The 25,984-nt window shown below is 36.2% G+C and carries 18 protein-coding genes and 1 riboswitch; of the genes, 10 read left to right on the top strand and 8 right to left on the bottom strand.

The window, feature by feature from the left end:
- The first annotated feature begins 3 nt into the window (after positions 1 to 3).
- Both bglX and ACTIEI_RS13025 read left to right on the top strand, forming a co-directional pair.
- Complete coding sequence (bglX, locus tag ACTIEI_RS13030; RefSeq protein ID WP_439506732.1) at positions 4 to 2,274, top strand: beta-glucosidase BglX; 2,271 nt, start codon at positions 4 to 6, stop codon at positions 2,272 to 2,274.
- Between the two features lie 26 nt (positions 2,275 to 2,300).
- Positions 2,301 to 3,761, top strand: a complete 1,461-nt coding sequence (locus ACTIEI_RS13025; protein ID WP_439506731.1) for a M28 family peptidase — start codon at positions 2,301 to 2,303, stop codon at positions 3,759 to 3,761.
- Here the strand turns inward: ACTIEI_RS13025 and ACTIEI_RS13020 are convergent, their stop codons facing one another.
- The 3 genes from ACTIEI_RS13020 to ACTIEI_RS13010 form a co-directional block, all read right to left on the bottom strand.
- Positions 3,762 to 4,391, bottom strand: a complete 630-nt coding sequence (locus ACTIEI_RS13020) for a phosphatase PAP2 family protein (RefSeq protein ID WP_439506730.1) — start codon at positions 4,389 to 4,391, stop codon at positions 3,762 to 3,764.
- A gap of 92 nt (positions 4,392 to 4,483) precedes the next feature.
- Positions 4,484 to 5,740 (bottom strand): homoserine dehydrogenase, encoded by a 1,257-nt coding sequence (locus tag ACTIEI_RS13015; RefSeq protein ID WP_439506729.1) that lies wholly within the window; start codon positions 5,738 to 5,740, stop codon positions 4,484 to 4,486.
- 64 nt (positions 5,741 to 5,804) lie between these two features.
- Positions 5,805 to 6,992: a trans-sulfuration enzyme family protein gene (locus tag ACTIEI_RS13010; protein ID WP_439506728.1), complete on the bottom strand. Its 1,188-nt coding sequence runs from the start codon at positions 6,990 to 6,992 to the stop codon at positions 5,805 to 5,807.
- A gap of 163 nt (positions 6,993 to 7,155) precedes the next feature.
- A riboswitch (SAM riboswitch) is annotated at positions 7,156 to 7,282 on the bottom strand.
- A 147-nt stretch (positions 7,283 to 7,429) separates the two neighbouring features.
- Here ACTIEI_RS13010 and uvrA point away from each other — a divergent pair.
- Positions 7,430 to 10,297, top strand: a complete 2,868-nt coding sequence (gene uvrA, locus ACTIEI_RS13005; RefSeq protein ID WP_439506727.1) for an excinuclease ABC subunit UvrA — start codon at positions 7,430 to 7,432, stop codon at positions 10,295 to 10,297.
- 9 nt (positions 10,298 to 10,306) lie between these two features.
- Positions 10,307 to 10,798, top strand: coding sequence for a hypothetical protein (locus tag ACTIEI_RS13000; RefSeq protein ID WP_439506726.1), 492 nt, complete (start codon positions 10,307 to 10,309; stop codon positions 10,796 to 10,798).
- On the opposite strand, the gene ACTIEI_RS12995 is transcribed toward ACTIEI_RS13000, so the two are convergent.
- The 4 genes from ACTIEI_RS12995 to sucD form a co-directional block, all read right to left on the bottom strand.
- Positions 10,795 to 11,205 (bottom strand): hypothetical protein, encoded by a 411-nt coding sequence (locus ACTIEI_RS12995; protein WP_439506725.1) that lies wholly within the window; start codon positions 11,203 to 11,205, stop codon positions 10,795 to 10,797. The genes ACTIEI_RS13000 and ACTIEI_RS12995 overlap by 4 nt on opposite strands.
- A 44-nt stretch (positions 11,206 to 11,249) precedes the next feature.
- A complete protein-coding gene (locus ACTIEI_RS12990) occupies positions 11,250 to 12,302 on the bottom strand; it encodes an NAD(P)/FAD-dependent oxidoreductase (RefSeq protein ID WP_439506724.1) in 1,053 nt (350 codons plus the stop codon).
- A gap of 1 nt (position 12,303) precedes the next feature.
- Entirely contained in the window at positions 12,304 to 18,186 is a 5,883-nt protein-coding gene (locus ACTIEI_RS12985; RefSeq protein WP_439506723.1) for an alpha-2-macroglobulin family protein, read from the bottom strand.
- A gap of 103 nt (positions 18,187 to 18,289) precedes the next feature.
- Positions 18,290 to 19,162, bottom strand: coding sequence for a succinate--CoA ligase subunit alpha (gene sucD, locus ACTIEI_RS12980; RefSeq protein ID WP_439506722.1), 873 nt, complete (start codon positions 19,160 to 19,162; stop codon positions 18,290 to 18,292).
- Between the two features lie 135 nt (positions 19,163 to 19,297).
- On the opposite strand from sucD, the gene ACTIEI_RS12975 reads away from it, so the two are divergent.
- Genes ACTIEI_RS12975 through ACTIEI_RS12960 form a run of 4 tightly spaced genes read left to right on the top strand, consistent with a single transcriptional unit; the run spans position 19,298 to position 21,959 of the window.
- Entirely contained in the window at positions 19,298 to 19,888 is a 591-nt protein-coding gene (locus tag ACTIEI_RS12975; RefSeq protein WP_295186814.1) for a LemA family protein, read from the top strand.
- Between the two features lie 9 nt (positions 19,889 to 19,897).
- Entirely contained in the window at positions 19,898 to 20,359 is a 462-nt protein-coding gene (locus ACTIEI_RS12970; protein ID WP_439506721.1) for a TPM domain-containing protein, read from the top strand.
- Complete coding sequence (locus tag ACTIEI_RS12965; protein ID WP_439506720.1) at positions 20,359 to 21,150, top strand: TPM domain-containing protein; 792 nt, start codon at positions 20,359 to 20,361, stop codon at positions 21,148 to 21,150. The genes ACTIEI_RS12970 and ACTIEI_RS12965 overlap by 1 nt, the downstream gene beginning before the upstream one ends.
- An 11-nt stretch (positions 21,151 to 21,161) precedes the next feature.
- The gene (locus tag ACTIEI_RS12960; protein ID WP_439506719.1) at positions 21,162 to 21,959 is read left to right on the top strand and encodes a hypothetical protein; all 798 of its coding nucleotides are present in this window, start codon (positions 21,162 to 21,164) and stop codon (positions 21,957 to 21,959) included.
- A 47-nt stretch (positions 21,960 to 22,006) separates the two neighbouring features.
- Here ACTIEI_RS12960 and ACTIEI_RS12955 read toward each other — a convergent pair whose 3' ends face one another.
- The gene (locus tag ACTIEI_RS12955) at positions 22,007 to 24,463 is read right to left on the bottom strand and encodes a M1 family aminopeptidase (protein WP_439506718.1); all 2,457 of its coding nucleotides are present in this window, start codon (positions 24,461 to 24,463) and stop codon (positions 22,007 to 22,009) included.
- A 40-nt stretch (positions 24,464 to 24,503) separates the two neighbouring features.
- Here ACTIEI_RS12955 and ACTIEI_RS12950 point away from each other — a divergent pair, with 40 nt between their 5' ends.
- Together ACTIEI_RS12950 and truA are read left to right on the top strand one after the other, a co-directional pair.
- Complete coding sequence (locus ACTIEI_RS12950) at positions 24,504 to 25,049, top strand: hypothetical protein (RefSeq protein WP_439506717.1); 546 nt, start codon at positions 24,504 to 24,506, stop codon at positions 25,047 to 25,049.
- 2 nt (positions 25,050 to 25,051) lie between these two features.
- Complete coding sequence (gene truA / locus ACTIEI_RS12945; RefSeq protein WP_439506716.1) at positions 25,052 to 25,783, top strand: tRNA pseudouridine(38-40) synthase TruA; 732 nt, start codon at positions 25,052 to 25,054, stop codon at positions 25,781 to 25,783.
- Positions 25,784 to 25,984 lie beyond the last annotated feature (201 nt).

Raw genomic sequence — 25,984 nt, 5'->3', positions numbered from 1 at the left:
ACGATGAAAAAATGGATCGGGTTGGTTGTATTTTGTTGTATCTGTGTGGTGATAAATGCCCAGGATGCTAAAATGAATGCATTCATTAATCAGTTGATGGCTAAAATGACTTTAGAAGAAAAATTAGGTCAATTGAATTTACCTAGCTCTGGTGATTTTGTTACTGGTGCTGCAGCTAGTTCTGATATTGCAAAAAAAATTGAAGCGGGTAAAGTAGGTGGCTTATTTAATATTAAGTCTGTTGCAAAAATCAGAGAAGTACAAAAGTTAGCTGTTGAGAAAAGCCGTCTCAAAATTCCTTTGATGTTTGGAATGGATGTAATTCACGGTTATGAAACAGTGTTTCCCATCCCTTTAGGAATGAGTGCCACTTGGGATATGTCGTTAATTGAACGCAGTGCTAGAATTGCTGCCAATGAAGCAAGTTCTGATGGCATTAATTGGACTTTCTCTCCAATGGTAGATGTTTCTAGAGACCCAAGATGGGGTAGAATTTCGGAAGGCAATGGAGAAGATCCTTATTTGGGTGCGCAAATTGCCAAAGCAATGGTGAAGGGATATCAAGGCAACGATTTGTCTAAGAACAATACTTTGCTTGCTTGTGTAAAGCATTATGCTTTGTATGGTGCTGCTGAAGCTGGAAGAGATTATGGTACTACCGATATGAGCCGTGTTAGAATGTTTAATGAATATATGTTGCCTTATAAAGCTGCGGTAGACGCTGGTGTTGGTTCTGTGATGGCCTCTTTTAATGAAATTGATGGATTACCTGCACATGGAAATAAATGGTTATTAACCGATATTTTAAAAAAACAGTGGGGTTTTAAAGGAATGGTGGTATCAGATTATACTGGTATAAATGAAATGATTGCTCATGGTGTAGGAGATTTAAAAACAGTTTCTGCTTTATCTATGAATGCGGGGTTAGATATGGATATGGTAGGGGAAGGATTTTTGACCACATTGGGCGCATCATTAAAAGAGAAGAAAGTTACACAAGCTCGTATTGATGAAGCTTGTAGGAAAATTTTAGAAGCTAAATATAAACTAGGATTATTTGAAGACCCATTCAGATATATTGATGAAAATAGGGCAAAGTCAGAAGTGTTTTCAGCTGCTAATAGAAAAGAAGCAAGAACCATTGCTGCACAAAGTTTTGTGTTATTGAAGAATGCCCATAATACTTTGCCTTTGAAAAAATCAGGTGCTATTGCATTGATTGGACCATTGGCTGATAATAAAGAAAATATGGGTGGAACTTGGAGTGTAGCCGCTAATTTAAGTAAAGCAACTTCTTTGTTACAAGCATTCAAAGAAACCATTGGAGATAAGGTAGCTATTCATTATGCAAAGGGCTCTAACTTAGATGCCGATGCTAAATTTGAGGAGCGTGCAGGGATGTTCGGAAAGTCTTTAAAAAGAGATGGTAGATCCGATGAGCAATTATTGAATGAAGCATTGGAAGCTGCAGCAAAGTCGGATGTTATTGTAGTTGCTGCGGGTGAAAGCGCCGAAATGAGTGGTGAAGCAAGCAGTAGAAGTAACTTGGATATTCCAGGTGTTCAAAAGAATTTGATTAAAGCATTATTGAAAACGGGTAAGCCAGTAGTATTGGTATTGTTCACTGGAAGACCTTTAACCCTTACTTGGGAAAATGAACATGTTCCTGCTATTTTAAATGTTTGGTTCCCAGGTTCTGAAGGTCCTTATGCTATTGCTGATGTATTGTTTGGTGATGTGAATCCTTCTGGAAAATTGTCTGCAACTTTCCCTCAAAATGTAGGACAAGTGCCGTTGTTTTATAATCATAAAAACACCGGCCGTCCATTGCGTGGGCCTTGGTTCCAGAAGTTTCAAAGTAATTACTTAGACGTAAGCAACGATCCTTTGTATCCATTTGGTTATGGCTTAAGTTATACGAGTTTCAGTTACAGTGATGTAGTTTTAAGTACTACAAAAGCAAAAGGCAATCAATCGGTAACTGCTTCTGTAACCCTTACCAATACTGGCGATTACGAAGGAAAAGAAGTGGTGCAATTGTATATTCGAGACGTAGTTGGTTCTATCACTAGACCAGTTAGTGAATTAAAAGGATTTCAAAAAATTAGTTTGAAACCCGGTGAATCTACTAAAGTGAGTTTCACCATCACCCCTGAAGATTTGAAATTCTACAATTATGATTTGAAATACGATTGGGAAGCAGGTGATTTTGAAATCATGATTGGAACTAATGCACAAGCAGTAAAAAAAGCCACTATCAATTGGACTAAATAATTCATCTCAATCCTCAATTTATCAATATGAAATTTTTTATAAGTTTTCTCTTAGTTGGTTTAATTAGTACTGCTATTCAAGGGCAGGTGAAGCAAGAATGGACGGATGTTTTTAAGAAAATGAATGCCGAAATAGACCAACATTCAAAAGCCTATAGTAGTTTAAAAACTGCTACTGAAACTATTGGCCATCGATTAACAGGATCTGAGAACGGAAAAAAAGCAGAAACTTTTGCATACAACTTATTAAAGTCTTACGGGTTTAAAGACGTGAAATACCAACCCTTTGAAGTAGAGAGCTGGAGTAGGGGAACCCTTTCAGTAAAAATTGGTACTGACCTCAATAACTTACAAACTGTGAAGTCAGTTTCTTTGGCACATGCTCCAGTAAAAGCGAATGTGAAATTAGAACTGGTAGATATGGGAAATGGATTGGAAGAAGACTATATCAATAATCCTGGTAAGGTAACTGGAAAAATTGCAGTGGTCTATTTAGGTATTTTACCGGGTTCTAAAGCTGGATTAAAAAACCTCCACCGTTCTGAAAAAACAGCTTTGTCTACTAAGTATGGCGCAAAAGGAATTATCATCATCAATACTGCTGATGGGGGTATTTTATTGACGGGTACTGCATCTGTAACAGGTAAATTAATTCCTGATCCTGCCGTTTGCATTGGCAAGGAAGATGGATTAAAGTTGAAGGAAGCTATGAAGAAAGCAACCCATTATGCTTCTATTGATATGACCAATCAATCAGGTTTAATCAAAGCGAGAAATGTGATTGCAACGATCAAAGGAAAAACAAAGCCAAATGAAAAAGTAATAGTTGGTGGACACTTAGATAGCTGGGATTTAGCAACCGGTGCAATTGATAATGGAATTGGTTCCTTTGCAGTCATAGATATGGCAAGAACTTATATGGCTTTAAAATTGCAGCCTGAACGTACGGTTGAATTTGTATTATTTATGGGTGAAGAAGAAGGCTTATTGGGGTCAAGGGCTTATGTAGATCAAGCAATAAAGAATAAGACACTAGATCAAGTGCGTTATATGCTTAATTATGATATGACCAATGATCCTAAAGGATTTTCTACTACTATAGCTGAAAGTAAAGAACTTTTTGTAGGTATTGGATCTATTGCTCAAGCCATTGATACCAGCTTCAAAAATTTATTTAACAATGGAGCTGGTTTACACAGCGATCATCAACCATTTATGTTACAAGGCATTCCTACTGGGGGTGGTGCTGGTGGTAGATTACCTAATAATGCAGGTCCTTGTTACCATGCCGACTGTGATGATTTTAAATTGGTAGACGAAAAGGGTTTAAAGAACACCGTTCGCAATGGCGCTATGTTATTGTATGGTATTGCTGATTCAAAAGAATTAAAGTCAAGAAGATTTACTGATATAGAAGTGCGCGACTTCATGATTAAAAACAATTTGAAGGAAGCGTTAGAAATTGCTGGTGAGTGGAGATGGAAATAACTATGCTTCCCATTTCTTATTAAATGCTTTTTGTATCTGCAAAGACAAATACACGCTGATGACGGCGCAAATCATTCCTGCGCCAACATCTAATGGAAAGTGCTGTGCTAAATAAATTCGAGAATAACCAGCTAATAATGCGGCAGTAAATCCTATCAACCAAAAATAACGATAGGGTAGTAGCAAACAGCCTAATAAGAATAAACTAAATGCAGTGGTTGTATGTCCCGAAGGGAAGCTATTATTGGTATGTACGGTTACGCCCTTTACTGTATGTATATTATTTTGTTCAGTTGATACTATTGCTGCAGTGGGTCTAGCTTCATTGGGGTAAATGATTTTCTTTCCTGTTTGCACCAATAAAGTTGATAGGATAATGGCACTTAGGATTAGTGGCAATAATCTTCTCTTATAAAAAATAAAGTAGAGGGCTACAGGTACCCAGAAAATTCCATCTCCTGCATGCGTAAAATACTGGAAGAAAAAATCGGCAGCTGATCCTAAATTGTGGTTTAATAATAAAAACAAGTCTTCTTTACCTCCAAGAAATGAGAATAAAATCAAGCTGATTCCTATTGCAATACTGAAAGTAGTACCTGTTTTAAATGCGGAAAGATTTAATGGATTCAATGCAGTCTATTTCTACAAATATAAGTAAGCATGGGAGTAATTAAGAACCCCGCCCCACAGAACGGGGTTCTACCCTAAAACAAGTAACAATTTTAAATAACCCCTGCTAGTTCAAGGCTTCTTTTTTTTAAATGAACGATATCAAGGTCATCAATGATGGCATCGTGAGTTAAAACCAATGATGTGTTGTTTTGCTTCCACCAATTATTATTAATCAATTTATTGCAGTGCAATACACCAATTAAATATTTCCTTTCTGCTTGTGCATGCCACTCTTCAATCCATTCAAAATCTTCTCTTGGAATGAATTTCCAATCATCAAAACTGACATATACTTTTAAGTAATAATCGTTTGATAACTCGTGTGGTTGATGATGGTATAATTTTTTATACTCGTATTTGTAATTATATCGTAATGCAGCAATATCACTTAATACAGCGGACGCCGTGGGAAAGCTTCCTGCTCCTTTTCCATAGAAAAATTGTTTGTCTGCAAATCCTGATTCAATGACCACCCCATTGTATTCATTTTTTACAAAGGAAAGTGGGTCTGTTAATGGAACAAATTGGGGTAACACAAATGCAGCTACTTTCCCATTTTTTAATTTTTTAGCTTGTCCAATCAACTTAATGTCAAATCCTTTTTCTTTGGCCACCCCTGCATCTGACCCTTGTACGTTTTGAATTCCCGTAAATAAAATTTCAGATGGAGTACTTACAATACCATAGGCATGGTTTAATAAAATGGTCCATTTGTTTAATGCATCATAACCTTCTACGTCCAGCTTAGGGTTGCTTTCAGCAAACCCTAGTTGCTGTGCCAGCAACAGCGCTTCTGAAAAATCCAGTTTTTCTTCAAACATTTTGGTTAAAATAAAATTGGTTGACCCATTTACAATCGCTTTTATTGAATGTAATAAGTCGTTGTCGTAATATTCTTCTAAGTTTCTTATTACTGGAATAGAAGCGCAAGCTGCCGCTTCATATAAAAAAGGTAGGTCTGTTTCTTTTTGTAAAGCCAATAACGCGGGTAAATTATCTGCAATCATTTTTTTACTAGCACTTACTACAGATTTGCCATTTCTTAATGCGGTGGATACAATATCGAATGCCGCCACTGCATCATCAATTACTTCAACAATTACATTGATAGTTGGGTCTTGTAATAATTCGTTTTTATCGGAAGTAAATAATGTTTCCGGCGCATTTCTTTTTTTAGCTGCATTTTTAATGCAGACTTTTTTAATACTTGCTTTTAATGAAGGTGTTTGTTGTAAAACTTTATACAATCCTTCTCCTACTACACCAAATCCAAATAATCCGATTGTCAACTGTTTGTGGGTTTCCATTTGTTACTTTCTTTTAGGGGTTGTTGCTTGTTATTTTTTGTTACTTTTTATATTTTTTTAGTACTTAGTAAGCCTTGCTCACTGCATAAACATCGCTGTTTTCTTTTACCTCAATTGAATCTAAACCGCTTGCTAAGTCTGCTATTAAATCTTCTGCTTCTTCTAATCCAATTGATAAGCGAATCAAACTGTCTTTTACACCTGCTGCTTTTCTTTTTTCAGCGGGTATAGATTTATGGGTCATATTCGCAGGATGCGAAATCAGGCTTTTAATTCCTCCCAAACTCTCCGCCAGCTTGAATAATTGCGTATTGCTTACCAAGTCCACAGCCGCTTCATTGGTGTCACTCACTAATGTGAATGAAATAATTCCGCCTCCGGTTTTACATTGCGTAAGTGCCAATTCGTGATTGGGATGGGTTGAAAGGCCTGGATAATATACATGGGCTATTGCTGGATGTGTAGATAAATACTGCGCTACTTTTAAAGCAGTTCTGCTATGGTGCTTCATGCGTAAGTGCAGGGTTTCTATTCCTCTGATGACCAACCAACTATCAAATGTTGCCAGCACTGCGCCACAGGCATTTTGAAAAAACTTCAGCCTCGCTCCAACTTGTTCATCTTTGGCTACCAATATGCCTGCAATTAAATCACTGTGTCCACCCAAGTATTTGGTGGCGCTATGTATCACTATATCTGCCCCCAATAATAATGGTTGTTGCAATACAGGGGTGGCAAAAGTATTATCTACACAAAGCAAACAGTTGTTGGCTTTGGCAATTTTTGCAATGGCTGAAATATTAGAAATTTTTAAAGTAGGGTTGGTAGGTGTTTCCAACCAAATGAGTTTGGTATGGGGGGTAATAGCTGCTGCTACTTTTGAAGCATCGCTGGTGTCTACAAAATGTACTTTGATGCCATACTGCTCATATACAGCAGTAAATAAGCGATAAGCTCCTCCGTAAATATCATCTACCGCTACAATTTCATCTCCTGATTTTAAGAGCTTTACTACTGCATCAATAGCAGCCAATCCACTGGCAAAAGCTAATCCTGTTGCTCCAAATTCTAATTTAGCAATCAAGTCTTCCAATGCTGCTCTTGTAGGATTATTAGACCTTGAATAATCGTAGCCCTTGTGAACGCCAGGGGCTTCTTGAACAAATGTGCTGGTTTGATAAATGGGAACTGAAATAGCTCCTGTAAGTGGGTCTACCGGAATACTGTGAATGAGTTTTGTTGCACTGAGCATGATACGATGTTTTTTTGTTTAAAAAATATCGTTCTTGTTAATCTCAAGGTGTAGTAGTTTGCTCGGTTGCATCTGTGGAAGAGCCACCAAATAAAAAACCCACCTGATAAAATCAGATGGGCATATATAATTTTCCTTTCGGTAATAATAAAAGCTTGACTCTGACTTATCTTCCCCGTTGCAGTTTTAGTGCATCAGGATGGAATTGGCACCTTCATATCACAGAGTTAATGTAATATGGGTTGCCAAGGCTTCATAGGGCCAAAACCCTCCGCCTTTCTTGATAAGATTATTAAAGAACTACTGCAAAGATAGGGTAGTGGTTTTAATCCACCAAATTAAAAGTCTACTATTTTGATAGGATAGTATAAATTTCTCTTTTTTAATGCATTGCAAACATTGAAGCCCTTCGCTTGTTTGTATCTTTAACTCCCATTATGGCAAAGAACAATTCAGGCAAGCAACCGATCCTTGAAAATGACCAAGATTATATTCAGGTTTTCGGTGCCAAAGAACATAATTTAAAAAATATCGATATCTCTATTCCAAAAAACAAGTTGGTTGTTTTTACTGGGGTGAGTGGAAGTGGTAAATCTTCTTTGGCTTTTGACACTATTTATAACGAAGGCCAACGCCGATATATGGAAAGCTTTGGGGCTTATGCCAGACAATTCATGGGTGATATGGAAAGGCCTGATGTAGATAAAATTACGGGGCTTTCTCCAGTGATTTCTATTGAACAGAAAACCACTAATAAGAATCCTAGGTCTACTGTTGGAACCGTAACAGAAGTATACGATTTTCTTCGTTTATTGTATGCAAGAATTGGGGAAGCATATAGTTATGAGACGGGTAAGAAAATGGTGAAGTTTAGTGAAGAGGAAATTGTAGAAAATATTTATGCTCGGTTTAAAAATAAAAAAGTGAGTCTACTGGCTCCTTTAATTAGAGGTCGAAAAGGGCATTATCGAGAGCTATTCGAAGAAATTCGTAAGAAAGGTTTTTTAAAAGTAAGGGTAGATGGAGAGATTCTAGATCTTACCCCTAAGTTGCAAGTGGATCGTTATAAAATTCATGACATTGAAGTAGTGATTGATCGCTTACCTGTTACTGATGAAATGCGTGTTCGTGTAAGTCAAAGTGTGCAGCAGGCACTAAAGATGGGTAAAGATTTATTATTTCTTTTAATAAACGATACCAACAAAACGATTCAATATTCTAAACAGTTAATGTGTGAAGACACGGGTATCAGTTATGAAGAACCTTCACCCAATGCATTCTCCTTTAACTCTCCTTATGGTGCTTGCCCAACCTGTAAAGGCCTTGGGAATGTTTATTCTATCGATATGTCAGCGGTTATACCCGATAGCAATCTAAGTATTAAAGAAGGGGGAATTGCTCCGCTGGGTGTGCAACGCGATGCTTATATGTTCAGGAATGTAGAACAATTGGCTAAGAAAAATAAAATCAATTTAGATAAGCCCATCAAAGACTTGCCCATTGCAGGGTTAAACATTTTATTATATGGTAATCCAGACGGGGATAGTTTGGAAATTGATAATCCTGAAGAAGTTGCTGGCTTTGATCCATATAGTGGGGATTTTGAAGGAATTATTCCTATGCTCAAGAGATGGTTTAGCGGCGTCAAAAGTGATGGGATGCGCGAATGGGTAGAACAATATATGGAATTGAAAATATGCAATAGTTGCCATGGAGATCGATTAAAAAAAGAAAGCCTTTGGTTTAAAGTAGATGAAAAAAATATAGCTGAATTAAGTGCACTTAATTTAGATAAACTTCATCATTGGTTTATTGGTATAGAAGAGCGGTTGAGCAAAAAGCAAAACCTGATTGCTAAAGATATTTTAAAAGAAATCAGAGAACGATTACAGTTTCTACTAGATGTTGGCTTAACTTATCTTTCTTTAAGTAGGTCTTCTAGAACCCTTAGCGGGGGGGAGTCTCAGCGGATTAGACTGGCTACGCAAATTGGATCTCAATTACAAGGGATCACGTATATTTTAGATGAACCTTCTATTGGTTTGCATCAACGCGACAATCATCAACTTATTTATGCATTAAAAAATCTGCGGGATATTGGGAATAGTGTTTTAGTGGTTGAGCACGATAAAGATATTATGTTGGCTGCTGATTATTTGGTAGACATTGGCCCAAGGGCTGGTAAGTATGGGGGTAATATTGTTGCGGAAGGAACTCCTGCTGAAGTCTTGGCTTCTAATTCCGATACTGCGCAATATTTAAATGGCCAAAAGTCCATTGCGGTTCCTGCGGAAAGGAGAGTGGGAAATGGCAAAGAATTAATTTTAAAAGGTGCATCTGGAAATAATTTGAAAAATGTGACCGTTCATTTCCCATTAGGGAAATTGATTGTAGTTAGTGGGGTGAGTGGTAGTGGTAAAAGCACGTTGATTAATGAAACCCTATACCCCCTTTTATCTAAGCATTGTTACAATAGTAAAGTTCATCCCATGCCTTTTGTTTCTGTCAAAGGCTTAGAACATATTGATAAAGTAATTGAAATAGATCAATCACCCATTGGAAGAACTCCCCGAAGCAATCCAGCAACTTACTGTGGTTTCTTCACCGAAATCAGGACCTTGTTTGCTGCCGTACCTGAAGCAAAAATCAGGGGCTATGCGGCAGGTCGTTTTTCTTTTAATGTAAAAGGTGGTCGTTGTGATGTTTGTGAAGGAGGGGGTATGAAAGTGATAGAAATGAATTTCCTTCCAGATGTATATGTGAACTGCGAGAAATGTAATGGTAAAAGATACAATCGGGAAACATTGGAAATCCGCTATAAAGGAAAGTCTATAAGTGATGTGTTGAATATGACGGTTGATGAAGCTTGTGATTTTTTTCAAGCAGTGCCCTTTTTATTCCGAAAAATTAAAGTATTACAAGATGTTGGATTGGGCTATGTAACATTGGGCCAATCTGCGGTTACACTAAGTGGGGGTGAAGCGCAACGGGTGAAACTGGCTACTGAATTGGGTAAAAAAGATACAGGTAAAACCTTTTATATTTTGGATGAACCTACCACAGGGTTACATTTTCAAGATATTAGCCATTTGTTAGATGTTTTAAATAAATTGGTTGATAGAGGTAACTCTGTCTTAGTGATTGAACACAATTTAGATGTAGTTAAAATGGCCGATCATGTGATTGACTTAGGTCCTGAAGGTGGTGATGGCGGTGGCCAAATTTTATTTGAAGGTACTCCTGAGCAAATGCTATTGCACAAATCAAGTCATACTGCACGATTTTTGAAAATTGAAATGGATTAAATTTATTGAATGAATTTAAGCGAATTGAATTTTTTACCAGAGTGGGACGAAGGCCGATTTAAAGTTGGTCAGGCTGATTCTTCTACTGATTTCAATAATGATTCGGGAAAGTTATTGGCTAGAGCCCTATACAATCAATGGCGAGAGGTTTTCGGTTTGGTAATGGCATTTGCAGAAAATTTGGCAGATGATGGGGATCAAAGTTTACCTGCTTCTACTAAGGCATTGATTTATGAAAATCTACTGATTGTAGCGCCCAAAATCATGGGGGCTATTAGCGTAGATCACTATGTTTTAAAGATGGAAAATGCCGCTAATATTAGGACTAACGCAAAGCAAATGATGGAACAAATTGGCTTTGCGGTTTTAATGGGATGGGCAGATGAATTGCATAGGCAAGTAATAGAAAACGCAATTAATCAATTTAAACAATTGTTTAAACAGTGGGTTTCTACATTCAAAAAAGATAGTAACGAAGATGACTGGGGGCTATTTATTTAGTAGTCTGTTTTTCTAGTATGCAATGGCTTCCATATTAAATAATAATACCCAAGTATTAATATTCCTGCTATAAACGGAATAAGGGCTAAGTGTTTAAAAGTATATGTCCCCCACAAAGTTTTATGATCAAATTCAAAGAACTCGCTTACCATCCAGTATGAGTTAGCAGATATCCAAACAGTGATAGCCAAATTGTGGCATAATTCAGAAATGTACTTTCTCGTTCTGTATGCAATCACAATCGAAATAATCAAAGTAGGGATGATCATTATTGTCCCCAGCCATTTCAGTCCCAAGCACCAGGCTACATCTTTGAATAGCCAAAACACAATGTGTAGATTTTCCATTTTTCTATACTTCAATGGAATTTCGTAACGATCATCGTGTACCAAGGGTGCTTGCTCCATGCCTTTCATTTAATTAAGGCACAATATTAAATTTTTGTAACCATTTAACGGCTTAAAATATTCTTGAAACGTTGCACATTGGCCAAAGGATGTATTGGTTCACCGTTTAGTATATGCTGGGTTAGTTGATGGGCAAAATAGGGTGCTAAGCTACAGCCCTTGGTGCCCATCCCATTTAAAACGCCAATCTTAGAATGAATCGGGTGAAATCCAACAAAAGGTCTCCGTTCTACATTAGCTGGTCTTTCGGATGCTAGATGATCTACAATTTCAAAGGGTAGCTTTAGCCAATTTGACAACTGTTGGGTTGTCTTGTCTAAAAAAGTTTTAGTAGGGGCTAGATTTTCATAGGCCCATTCATAGGTTGATCCCACCCAAAAATAATCCTCTTTCCAGGGCACTACACTAATACCTTGTTTATAAATGTTGTTTCTGGGTAATTCGGGTATTTTTACAATCAGCGCTTCTCCCTTGTTGGTCGCGTAAGGGAGCAATTTAAAATAAGGATTGTTTAATCCCCCAGTTCCGTCACAAAATATAATCTGTTTTGCTTGTATATTTTTCCATTGAACTATGCTATTTACGTTGCAATCATCCCAATCAAATTTTTCTTCAATTAGTATATTTTCTTGACTTAATTTATTTCTCCAACCACTGAGCATGTCTTGTAATTGTATTAACCAACATGGGTGAATTTCTCCAACGCCAAAAAGTAAATTAAAAAAGGTTTCCCATTGTTGATCTTCTACTACACTTAGGTATTCTGTCTCTTTTACTAACCTTTCTGTAAAGGCGATTTTGTTTTGTGAGGTAGCATGAAAGTCAAGAATATTGCATTGACTAATTATGTTTTGGCCTAATTCTTTTCCCAATTGAGTATAAGCTTCTACGGCAAAGGGCATGAATCGTTCAATTTCCCAAGTGCGTACAATTCTTCTTCCAGTTACAGGATTGATTACACCACTTGCAACTTTGGTAGCACTATTCGGTATTGATTCATCTATTACCATTACTTGCTGGCCAGCTTTGAGCAAGTTCCAGCTTAAAAAAGTTCCACATAATCCTTGTCCTACAATAATGGTATCTGCCTGTATCATATTAATCTTCAATTCTTAATTTAATTGCATTTGAATGGGCTTTGAATGCAGGGGCATACATACTCTGGATGCTTGCAAAACCCGCAGTATACAATCCTTTATGCGTAGCTCGTATGGTATAAGTAAATTGATAATTTCCTTTTGGTAAATAATTAAAGTAATAATTATTGCTTACGTCTTTTGTGCTTTGGTAATAGAACAAGCCAGCTTTAAATTGATATCCACTTAATACATTGTTGGGTTCGGTAGCAGCTGGTCTTAAATCTTTTAAGTGCACATAATCCATATCTCTGTCTGCTTTGATTGTTAACTCTACTGTAATGAGCTCACCAACTTTTACAGGCTCATTTTCATTCAATTCAACCCAATTTTTATTTCGTTCTACTAATATTTTTTTATTAATCTGCATAGGTCCTGAGCTAGCAGTAATTTCATCCATATTGGCTAAATATTGCCAGTAAATACTTCCATAAGAGGGTTGATCAGATACCCTATTTTGCGTGGCAGTTGTAACGGTAATATTCCCCATCTCTGGTTTCACTTTTTCTCCTTCAATTCTCTTTTTAAAATAGCCAGACCCTTCCATGGTTTTTTCTGTTGCAGTACTTATGGTTGTTTTACCCAATTCTATTTTTACTGCTCTTTTATTGCTCATCCATTCTTGTCCATTGGCTATCAAGCTGTAAACTGCATCTGCTGTTGCAATTCCATCTCCCCAATGATTGGTCTCCTTATTCAATATCAACCAAGTGAGCATTGCATTTATTTGCTTTAAGTATGGTTTGGATGCTAGTTCGTTATTGATTTCGCTAAAGCAATCAATCATCATACTTTGATGTACTACTGGCATTGCATACCAGCGATTGGTTAATCTATTTTTCCAATACATTCCTTGTTGTGAATGAACAACAGTATTTTCTAAAAGTGCATTGATTATTTTATTTGCCCAAGCGGTTTCATTATTTCTAATGGCAATGATTGCAATCATAGCCTGAGTATATTGGTTTTTTGTATTCCAACTATTTTTTGCCATCCTCCAATAAGCGTTATACGCCGTATCATTTTGAATTAGCTGGTCTTTGTAGAAACTTCTCATGAACAAATAAGCTAATGGGCTACTACCAATTTGTGTTGGTTTACTCTTTTTGAATTCGAAACTGATTGCTTCATCTGTAAATGTCAAAGCCTTCCTTAATAAGGTTCTTAATTGTGCTGCCAATGACGGGGTTATTGCGCCTATCCGTTTTAATTTACCAAGACCCGTTAAAATATACTGAGTAATATATTCGTCAGCATTTCCTCCTTTATACCAACTGAAACTTCCATCAGCTAGTTGTAGTTTTTCTAATTGAATCAATAAGTTTTCATTTTCTTTAGCAATTTGTTGGACATCCATTTGATTGGCCAATTCTTTTAAAAGAATATTTCCGTTTTGGGCATCCATGACCCAAGGGGTTTCTTGTAATAGTACTTGCTTCAATTCCACATTATTTTCTAATGGATTTTTTAATGCGGTACTATCTTTTTTCCAAGCTTCCAACACTTTTGCAATTATTGGATATTTATCTAAAATATGTAGCGACATTAGATTCGCATAAATACGATTGAATTGATGAATTGCCGACATCTCTGGGTCTGTTTTTAAATAACTCAGCCCCTGAATGGCATTCCATATTGGTTGTGTAGTGTATTCTACTGTTAATCCTTGGGTACTGATTCCTTCACTTTGATTATTCAATAGTTTTTCAAAGCGAAATTCTTGGGTAGTATCTTTTGATAAATAGATGGGTAAGGTTTCAGTTATCAAAGCCCTATTACTTAAAACTGGTAGGGTCTTTTGTTCCCCATCACTAAGTTCATTTGTTCTTGCTATTATTTTATAAGTGAGTGGTTTATTATAACTGAAAGGAACTTGTATCGGAAACTGTGCAATACTTGATTGTCCTGCTTCTGTTGTAAAGTATTGTTGCGGAAATACATTTTGAAACCATCCATCTACGGAGGTATTGGTAGTGGCGTCTATTAATTCTAATGTAATGGTTCCTGTTAATTCTTTATTGGTGAGATTAGCAACTTTAACGCTCAACTCCATTTGATCTCCCTCCCTTAAAAAACGAGGAATATTGGGTTGTACCATCAAGCTTTTTTGCGTCACCAATTTTTCTTCAGCATATCCTGTTGCTAAATCTTTCGTGTGTGCAAAGCTCATCCATTTCCATTGGGTTACTGCATCCGGAAACTGAAAGCTGAATTGGTATTTCCCAGAACTGTCTGCATATAACTGCGGAAAAAAGAATGCAGTTTCATTAAAGTTGGTTCTTATTTTAACCAAATCTTGACCTTGCTTATTACCTGGTATTAATCTTCCGTTTCTAATAATATCTCCTGTAATGGGGTCTACCACTTCAACTGTAGTATAAACTTTGTCGTAACTCTCTTCTTTAATAGAATTGTTTCCTCTAATTGTAACGGGCACTCCTTCAACTCTGGCTTGCATACTCTTTGAAGCCATAGTGGTTTCATACAATTTTTGTTCTATTCTTCTCCAAGTCAGATTAATGGATGCTAATAGACTTGGTCGCTCATAGGGTTTTGCTTCGCAAAAGCATTCGTTATTGTCAAATTGGCGGATGGTTTCTGTTCTAAATATGCCACTGCTAAAATTGGTGCTGCTGTTGTTGGTGTTCCATAAATTTAAAGGGTCCCATCTGTTAGGGTACAATGCATCTAAACTTGCGTCGTACATGCTAGTTAATAACTCAGCCGCTTTTTCTTTTCCATTGATTCCTTCTATTTCAATCGTCCAAGTTTCTTTGGCTCCTGGTTCGTTGATATTCCTAAAAGATCCTGTACGTATTTTTAATTCTTTGTTATTGAATGGTACTGCAATAGCTTGTTGATGGGTAAATAATCTTCCCATCCAGATATATGCTTCATTAATTGAGATTCCTCCTCGGTCTTGATCGGAAATTGTTATCTGCTGCTGCGTCAATCTATTTAATTGAAGAAACTGGTATTCTTCTTTAAGTTGTGCTTTTTTTACTTTTCTTGTAACAAAAGTTTTTTCAATAGGGTAGTTGTTTACAATCAAAATGCTATCACCTGGTTTGGTATAATTATTTGAATAATAGTAAAAAGACTGATTGCTTTTTGTTCCCTCATTATCATAAATCGTAACTATTTTTTCTGCAGCTATTGGCAACCCAAAACTATCTATGGCTGTCGCTTTTATTTTATACATGCCCGTCTCCACTTTATTTATAGGAGTTGCTATTTCTTCTGTGGCCCAGGTTGCTTGATCTGCTTCGTTTTGGTACTCGTCGAAGGGGAAATGTTTTTTATAAGTGGCTTCGTTAAACAAATGCAAGTCAGACTTGCCCCAATATTTTTTTCTAGCAATTTTTGTTGGTTGAATTACTTTATATAGTGCAGTTTGAATAGGGGTGTTTTTTTCGTTGCCTAATCGGTCTATCGCTGTCACATTGATTTTTTGAAAAAATTGTTTGTTTATTGCAATCGGGTGATTAATCACCAATTGCCATGCAGTTTTTGTTGCTGTTACATTCACATTTCCCGATTGGGTTTCTCCATTTAAATCGGTTATATCTACATGAATAATATAGTTAACCGAAAAATCGTTTGAGAGTTCTTTAGTAGAATCATAAATGGCTTTAAAAGATACAGTATAGATTCCTTTTTCGTTGGTGACTCCTATTCCATTGGCAATTTCAGTACCTGATTGATAGATTGGGTTAAGATTTCTTGTGATTGGATAAGGATATCGGCCGTATTGTTTTACCGTGTATTTTACCTTGGCACCATTTAGAATATTGCCTGCATAGGCAGTGGCTTTTATTGCATAATGTATACTATCATTTAATCGATAACCTGTTTTTGGTTGATCAAATATCACTTGAATGGTAGGTCGTTTGTATTCTTCTACCTTTATTGTTTTATAAGAATAATTAAATGATTGAGCTTCTATAGTAAAATTACCTGTTAGTTCATTTTTCGGTAAAATAAAATTGCCTACTATTGATCCATATTGGTTAATTGGTAATAATAAAGAATCAATTTTCTGTCTATTGGCATTCGTTAAATAAATTTTTATTGGAGTTTTTTCTTCAACTATTTTACTAAACTTGCTGTCATAATCTCTTGTTAGTGCAATTCCCTTAAATTGTACCAACTGTCCTGGTCTATATATAGATCGGTCGGTGAAAAAATATACTCTACGATTGCTCTTTTCGTAATTGCTTTTTTCATTAGGCTGGCTACTGAATTCTTGATAACGATATTCGTAATCATTAAAAACAAGTTGGCTTTTCTTTTTAATAATTTCTATTTGAGTGCTCCCATTTAGTTTTTGAGGAATAATGAATTGACCGTTTTCATTGGTTTCTGTTTGGTGGAATAACTGCTTACTTGTAGTTGATGTTTTATAGTCGTATTTGGTTTCAAATATTTTTACTTGTGCTTGGTCAACAGGTTTTCCTGAAGCATATTCTCTAATGAAGTAGTGCTCGTTATCTTTAAAATATACCCAATCCGCTACTGCAAAATGTACATATCCAATTTTATTAGTCGCTAAATTGAATTCCTTTCCTGTGCTGCTTAGAAGGATATAATTGCCTTGTGGTAATGGGTCTATTTTTATTTCTGTGTAATGTGTTTGGTAATCATTTGCCTGCAATAAGGGGATTGCCTGCTCTTGTATCAATTCTTGATTGGTTAATTCCTTTAGTTGATCAGTGCTAGATGCTGATTTGAGATTATAGTTTGCCTTTACTTTAAACACTTTCAAAAATATAGTATCCGTATTTTTGTAACTGAGGTATGCTCTGAATGGTTTCTGGGTCTCATTAATTTTTTCTATCTCCATCAAAATTTGCTCACTCTTGATTTCGTTGGCTAAGTCTAATAAGCCACTTATTTTATAGTCCTTATTGTCTATATCTTTGGCCGCTTGTTGAATAATACCTATTGCTTTTACTAAATCATACTGATGGGCTGTATCACTCAGCGCTTGATATTGTCTTCCTTTTACAGTATAAGTATTGGCAATTAAAAACCAAGCTGCTGCCTTGATAGATGAATGGTATTGGGGTTGGGTGTATTTATTCAGTTCTAATAATAAAGCGTCTTCTTTTATTAATCCGTTTTCTTTTTTCCAAGCCAAAAAATCCAATTTAAACCTTGCTACTATATTATTCCATTGTTCATGTTGGTGAAGCTGAAATATGGCGTCGTAGAGTTCGGCAATCTTCTCTTTGTTTTCCTTGCTTTCATCATTGCCTAAATCGTTGCTGTAATACTGAATTTGCTCGGCTATTAATAAATGGTATAAACTGTAATTTTTTAGTGGCGCTGATCCACCCAATACCACTGCTGAATATTGGTCTATATATACTGATTGTAATGTTTTTGCATGAATCATAGCTGCTTTAAAATGCATTTGAATGCTATCAGTAAACGCATTTCTACTCCAATTCTTTCTATTTAGTAATGTCCATTTTTGTTTGGTATAATAATCGTTATATTTTTTTGCAAGAATGGTATGAATCACCGATTGCATTACTGGTGATTGCGCTTTTTTTAATGCGCCTTTAAAAATTTTGATGCTATTATTGAATCCATCTTCGGTTATTTCATTTTCTAGATCAGCCTTATATACCAAAGCTTTAATTTGTTCTGCTTCTTGATTTTCTAAAACCGCTTTTTTGTAGAGTTGCTCTACTTTATCTATTGCGGTTTTAGTTAATCGCTCTTTCAAAATAAGGCTATCAATTATTTTATAAGCGCTTGAGTAAGCTGTTTCTTTTGATTCTTGTGCTTCTGCTATCAAAAAGGATAAGCAAATGAGTAGTGATAATATTCTGCGCATGAATTTTTTATTAGGAATCTTCTGTAGAGATGCAAGATGCGGCATTTTGCATAAAAAAACCCGAAGCTTGAATACTTCGGGTTTGATATTAACAATTGCTTGTTTATTTTTTTAGTGCAGCAGCCATGGTTACACCAATATCTGCGGGGCTTGCTACTACTTCAATACCACACTCTGCCATAATTTTCATCTTAGCTGCAGCTGTGTCATCAGCTCCTCCAATGATTGCGCCAGCATGTCCCATTCTTCTTCCGGGAGGGGCTGTTTGACCAGCAATAAAACCTACTACTGGTTTAGTCTTGTTTTCTTTTATCCAATATGCAGCTTCTGCTTCCATACTTCCACCAATTTCACCTATCATGATGATGCCATCTGTTTCGGGATCATTCATTAATAATTCAACTGCTTCTTTAGTAGGTGTTCCAATGATTGGATCTCCACCTATGCCAATTGCAGTGCTAATTCCTAAACCAGCTTTTACCACTTGGTCAGCTGCTTCGTATGTTAAAGTTCCGCTTTTTGAAACGATACCTATTCTTCCAGCTTTGAAAATAAAGCCTGGCATAATGCCTACTTTAGCTTCTTCTGCTGTAATTACTCCAGGACAGTTTGGCCCAATTAATCGGGTATTGCTTCCTTGTAAGTAGTTCTTTACTTTCACCATATCTTGTACTGGTATGCCTTCTGTGATACAAACTACCAAGGCAATTCCTGCTTCTGCCGCTTCCATAATTGCGTCTGCTGCAAATGCTGGCGGTACAAAAATGATACTTACATCAGCGCCAGTTTGCTTTACTGCATCGGCTACTGTATTAAAAACGGGTTTGTCTAAATGGGTTGTTCCACCTTTATTGGGTGTTACACCACCTACTACATTGGTTCCATATTCAATCATTTGAGTTGCATGGAACGTTCCTTCTGTTCCGGTGAAACCCTGAACAATGATTTTAGAATGTTTGTTTACTAATACTGACATAGCCTATCGTTTCGGAGATTTTTAAATTTTGGGGCAAAAATAGGTGAAAAAATCCTTGGAAAAAGCTAAATGTCATTCTGCCACAAATTAAATATGGCATTCGTTTTGTATATTCATTTCTTCAAATATTAAAACATGAACACAAAGAGAATTACCCTTATTGTCATTATTGGATTAATTGTATTAATCGGCGGATGCGGTATGAGTGGTTACAATGGTCTGGTTAAATTGGATGAAACCGTTAGCCAGTCTTGGAATAACGTACAAAGTGACTATCAGCGTAGGGCAGATTTGATCCCCAATTTGGTAAATACCGTTAAAGGGGAAGCCAATTTTGAGCAATCAACATTAGAAAATGTTGTTAAAGCTAGAGCCAGTGCAACTCAAATGAAAGTGGATGCTAAAGATTTAACTCCTGAAAAGTTGCAAGAATTCCAAGCTTCTCAAGGCCAATTGTCTCAAGCGTTGGGTCGTTTGTTAATGGTAACCGAAAATTATCCAAATCTTAGAGCTAATGAAGCTTTTCGTGGTTTGCAAGCTCAGCTAGAAGGTACTGAAAACCGTATTAAGGTTTCTAGAAACGATTTCAATGCTGCAGTTGCTGCTTATAATGTTAAAGCAAGATCCTTCCCAATGAATATTTTGGCGAGCATTACTGGTTTTAAAGTAAAAGAAGGATTTAAGGCCGATGCTGGTTCTGAAAAAGCTCCTGAAGTAAAATTCTAAATTCCTTGCATGTTTGGATTATTCAAAAAGAAACAACGGGAATATTTTACTCCTGCTGAAAAAGACATCATCGTTACAGCTATACAAGAAGCTGAGCGCAGAACTAGTGGCGAAATCAGAATTTTTATAGAGTCAAAATGTGAAATGGTTAATCCTGTTCATCGGGCCAAAGAAATCTTTTATCAATTAAAAATGGATCAAACAGCATCTCGTAATGGGGTGCTGTTATATTTAGCCATGGACGACCATCAATTGGCCGTTTATGGTGATGAAGGAATTCACCATAAAGTTGGCCATTCATTTTGGAATAAGGAAGTGGAGCTGATGCTTGCAGAATTCAAACAAAAGCATTTTGTAGAAGGAATTGCTCATATTGTTAAAGATATTGGTGAAGCTTTGGTTACTCACTTCCCATATGATGGCACTACTGATAAAAATGAATTACCTGACGATATTGTTTTTGGAAAATAATGAAGAAACTACTACTCATATTACTGTTGCTGGCTAATTTAACGGGTGCTTTTGCGCAGAATATTATTGCTCCGCCTAATCCGCCTAAATTAGTGAACGACTTAGCAGGCGTGCTCAGTAAAGAGCAAGTAGCTATTCTAGAAGAGAAATTGGTTGCATTAGATGATAGCACATCCAATCAAATTGCCGTCGTTATTTTAAAATCACTTGAAGGGTATGACGTTCAAGATTATGCCAATAAACTATTCAGGTCTTGGGGGATAGGGAATAAGAAAACCAATAATGGGGTTTTGATTCTAGCTTCTATTGATGACAGAAAAGTTTGGATTGAAGTGGGGTATGGCTTAGAAGGAGCAATTCCTGATATTACTGCTTCCAGTATTTACAGGAACGAAATTGTACCAGAATTTAAACAACAGAACTATTATCGTGGTATAGATAATGCAATTAATGCATTGTCTAAAGCTGCTGTTGGCGAATACAAAACCAAGCGGAATAAGAAAAGCAATGGAGAAAACAGTGGCAGTTCAATACTGACTTTTATTTTTATTATCATTGTCGTATTCCTGATTTTGGGAGTAGGCGGAGGCCGAGGCGGTGGTGGTAGAGGAGGTGGAATGATGAGTAGAAGAGGGGCTGCAAACGTTGCTGAAGCTTTACTTTGGTCTTCATTGTTAGGAGGTAACAATCGCGGCGGTGGAGGCTTTGGTGGCGGAGGCTTCGGTGGTGGTGGTTTTGGAGGTTTTGGCGGTGGTAGTAGTGGTGGCGGTGGAGCCGGAGGATCATGGTAATATCAGTAATTATGCAGTTCCGTTATATTAAGTTCCCTTTGCTTTTATTGGTCTTTTTACTGCCAGAAGCAGAAGTAGTTGCTCAAACTGCAAAATCCACATTTGTTGTTTCCCATACATTAATCAACAATACTACATTAAACGTACCCGGTACTGAACTTTTTTTCCAATCAAATAAAACAACTACTACCCAGTTTAATGTTTTACAAGCTCAAGATGAAAATTTTCAACTCTTAGCTACTGTACTTTCTGTTAAAGGCAAGTTATATGCATTTGGTCAAGAGCAAATATTCAATAGTAGTGATACTGCTGGATTGAATAGCAGCGAATTAAATTGGTTAAAAGAAATAGTTAATAAGCCCAAAGCTATTGAGATTAAAAATTTTCATGCTCAACAATCGCCAGTTCAAACAAATTCTTTATTTGACATAGACCAAGAAGATGCTGGTAAGTATTTTTTACCTTTCCCTCCCTCAATAATAAAAATGGGCTTAACCTGGTCCGATACTTCTTTTGCTGATAGTAGCAAAACAATTCATGAATATCTTGTTTTGAAAGTACAGGACAATAAAGCAACCATTTCAGTTTTTTCTGAGTTGTTCATAAAAACATCATTTACACAATCTGGTCAAACAATACGTCAGCAATTAAAGGGATTAGCAAGGGCCGAAAGAATATATGATTTACTAATTGGTAAAATGATTTCTGAATCCGTAACTACAAAATTATCTGGCAGTAGTAATAATGGTACTGATATAGTACCTATCACTATTGAGTTAAAAGGGAATAGTTTGGTAAGTTTTAAATAGAAACGCCTCGAATAAATCGAGGCGCTTTTTAATCCATTTGAATATGCTTAATTTTTCATTTTCTCTTTTACGTAATCTGCTAATGCTTGTGCACCTGCAGCCTCTTTTTTGCTAGCCAATCCCTTTAGGAATACGTTGTTAATCACTGGATCTGTTTGAGGTCTAGCTCCATCAGGAATTTCATTTCTAAAGTTTACTACTGCGTCTACACCAGCTTTAAACTTTTCTGTATCTGTTACTTTAGCTAAAAATTCTACAATAGAAGATAAAGCACTAAATTTTTCTTGAGACAAAGGCATTTTTTTAAAATTGCCTATGATATAATCATAAGCTGTCTCATCCCCATTTGCAATAATTACTGCATTGATTGCAGCACTTAATCTTCCTTTTGCAGGAGCTTTTGCTAACTTATTTGCAATCACATAAGCTTTCTTGCCATCTAAATCATTCAATGCTAATAATGCAGCGCCAGCAACAGAGTAAGATGAATCATTGATATACTCTTCAAATTGGGCTGCATATGCTGCATTTTTTAATTGTCCTAAAACAGTGATTGCATCTGCCCTTACTAATTTAGAAACATCATCTTTTGCTATTTTTTCAATCATAGCAATAGTTGTATTGTCTAATTTGGCATTTCCAAAACTTCCCAAAGCTTTCATTCTTATCCTAAAATATGAATCGTTTAATCCAGCTTTTACTATTTCATAAGCAGCAGTTTCGTTTATTTTTTTTGATGCCAAATCAATGGCCTCTCTTCTGTCTAAATAGTGTCCACCATATTTAAATTGATGTGCATATTCATCGATAGTCTTTGTTTCTTTCTTCTCTGCTAATAAAACTTTATCCGCATCAACATTAATTAAGTCAGGCTTTGTAGTGGACGAAAAATAGAAAGTATCGGCAGTGTTTTTTGCCCATACTATGTGCCTCTTTTTATTTGCTCCATTATAGATGTCAATCGTAACTGGCAATTGAAATGGTCCGTTGTTTTGGGTTTGTTTAATCACCACCATTGCTTTTTGTGCTGCTGCATCATAGCTATTACTGATAACTAAGCTAGGATGCCCACTGTTAAAATACCATTGATTAAAAAACCAGTTGAGGTCTTTACCTGTTACAGCTTCAAAAGCTAATCTTAATTTATGCGCACTTCCTGTTCCAAATTTATTGTCGGTTAAATATTTATTTAACGATTTAAAGAATGCATCATCGCCAACATAATTTCGCAGCATATTTAAAATTCTTCCCCCTTTGCTATAGCTCACTACATCAAACATATCTTCTTGCGAGTCGTAATAAAAACGTACTAAGTGTTTTGTAGCATCTGCTTTACTATTTAAGTAGCCATTCATTGCAACCCAATTGGTATAGGCTGCTTCATCTTTTCCAAATTTATACTCTGCCCATAAATATTCACTGTAGTCAGCAAAACTTTCATTGACAGTTAAATTACTCCAGCTTTCAGCAGTAACATAATCACCAAACCAGTGATGAAATAATTCGTGTGCGATGGTGCCCTCCCAGTTATTCCTATCTGTCAGTTCTCTTGCGTCTTGTTGAGCAGACTCTTGGTGTAAGGTTGCTGTGGTATTTTCCATTGCACCGCTTACATAGTCTCTGCCTGTAATTTGACTATATTTTACCCATGGGTATTCAACGCCTAATTTATTAGAGAAATATTGCATCATTTCTGGTGTATTGCCGAAAATTTTTCTAGCAACTTTTTCATATTCTTTCTCAACATAATAGCTAACTTCTTTTCCCTTGTATTGGTCTTTAATTACTGCATATTCACCAACGCCCATAAAAAATAAATAGGGTGCATGTGGCAGATCCATTTTCCAACTATCAGTTCTAGTTCCGTTAGAGTTTTTAGTTTGCTTAACAAGTTTCCCGTTACTTAGTGTCACATATTTCGCAGGTACGGTCAAATTAAATTCTTGTGTAGTTTTTTGATTTGTCTTATCAATTGTAGGAACCCAAACTGAAGTGGCTTCCGTTTCACCTTGTGTCCATATTTGTGTTGGCTTGGTTTTATCTTCTCCAGTGGGGTTGATAAAATACAAACCCTTTGCATCAGTGATGGCTGCGCTCCCCTTAACTTCTAACTCATTTGGTTTTGCAACATAGTCTATATATACTGTATAATTTTCATTACGAGTATAGAGTTTGTCTAGATTAATTTTTAATAACCATCCATCATATTGATATTTCAATGGAATGTTTTTGCCAGCTTTTACTAATGCAACTTGTTTAATATCCATCCCTTTAGCATCTAATTGTAGGGAGTCTGTTGCATAAAAATGAGGCTTTAATGTAATCCAAACATTCCCATTTAATCTAGCTTGTTTGTAATCAAAACTTGCATTCAGCTTTGTATGAACCAGATTATTTATTTTTTCTGGAACAGCTCTGTAAACTTTTTGACCTAATTCCTTTTGCTCTTGAGCCATCAAATTGCCAACCTGTGAAAAGGCAAATAGTAGTAATAGTTTCTTCATAATTGGTATTAAATAGTAAATTTGAAAAAAGCAAGATTACATGTTCGTCCGTTGTATTGTACGCCGCCTATCCATTTTAACTGGATTTTTAGTCATTGCGTTTTTTGCAGATGCACAAAATAACTTCCTATATATACAATCTGATAATAATCAGCCTTATTATATACAGATTAAAGATAAAATCCATTCTTCTAATGGGAAAGGATATTTACTAGTCCCTAGCTTGGCCGATGGAGACTATGGGATTATTTTAGGATTTCCTGCAGGTGCATATAGCGAATACTTATTTAAGTTTTCCGTTAGCGGCAAGCCCAAAGGATTCTCTCTTCGAATTAATCAAGAAGGTGAATGGATGTTAATGGATATGGTAAGTATGGCATTGATTAGAGGAGAATCGGTTCCTTCATCAACACCCGCTTCCCCTACAGATAAACAAGTTCAAAAAATATCTGAACGAACCACAGACTCAGGAATTGAACAGGTTTTTAAAATTAAAAATGGAAGAAGGCTTGAAAATTTAGTCATTTTAGTCCCTTTTCCAAAATCAGCAACCCTAAGAGAAGCTACCAAAAAGAATAATCCATAATTATGGCTCGATATTTTTTGGAATTAGCTTACAAGGGGACTGCATATCATGGCTTTCAAATACAAGATAATGCCCCTACTATTCAGTTGGAAATAGAGAAGGCATTAGAAACTTTATTTAAAACTAGGTTTGATTTAACCGGTTCCTCTAGAACAGACGCAGGCGTACATGCGCTCCAGAATTATTTTCATTTTGATACCAATTTGGAAATAACCAATAGGCACAAGTATAATTTAAATGCCATTTTGCCCCCTGACATTGCGGTAAAGTCTATTAAAACAGTTGCAGATGATGCACATTGTAGGTTTGATGCAGTTGCAAGGTCTTACGAATACTATATATATCAGGATAAAAATCCTTTTTTGAAAGATCGAGGTTGGTTCTATCCGTATGAATTAGATTTTTCTCTTTTACAACAAGCTGCTACCCTTTTAAAAAATCATACCGATTTCACCAGCTTTGCCAAGCGCAATACACAAGTGTTTACACATAATTGTACTATATATGTTTCCGAATGGAGCAAAGCAGCTGCTCAACAATACATTTATAAGGTTCAGGCAAATCGATTTTTGCGCGGAATGGTGCGTGGATTAGTAGGCACTATGCTGAAAGTAGGTAGAGGACAGCTATCTATAAGCGATTTTGAAAATATCATCCTTACAAAAGATTGTACAAAAGCAGACTTTAGCACCCCTCCACAAGGTTTGTTTTTAGCTAAAGTGATTTATCCATAATTTTTTTTAGCGCTTGAAAGCCTTATAAATAAAAGGTTTTAGCGAGTAAGCATAATTTAGTTTCAAAAAACATTTGTCAGGTAAAATATCCGTCCTATATTTGCATCCCGCTTAACAAAAAGGGGATGTTCTTTAAAGGTTATAGGAGAGGGGTTAGGAGAAAAAAAGTTTTAAATTTTCCGAATAAAAGTTTGGTAGTTT

This window comes from Sediminibacterium sp. (genome assembly GCF_051860225.1).
Classification (GTDB): domain Bacteria; phylum Bacteroidota; class Bacteroidia; order Chitinophagales; family Chitinophagaceae; genus Sediminibacterium.
This window is presented reverse-complemented; position numbering and strand designations above follow the sequence as displayed.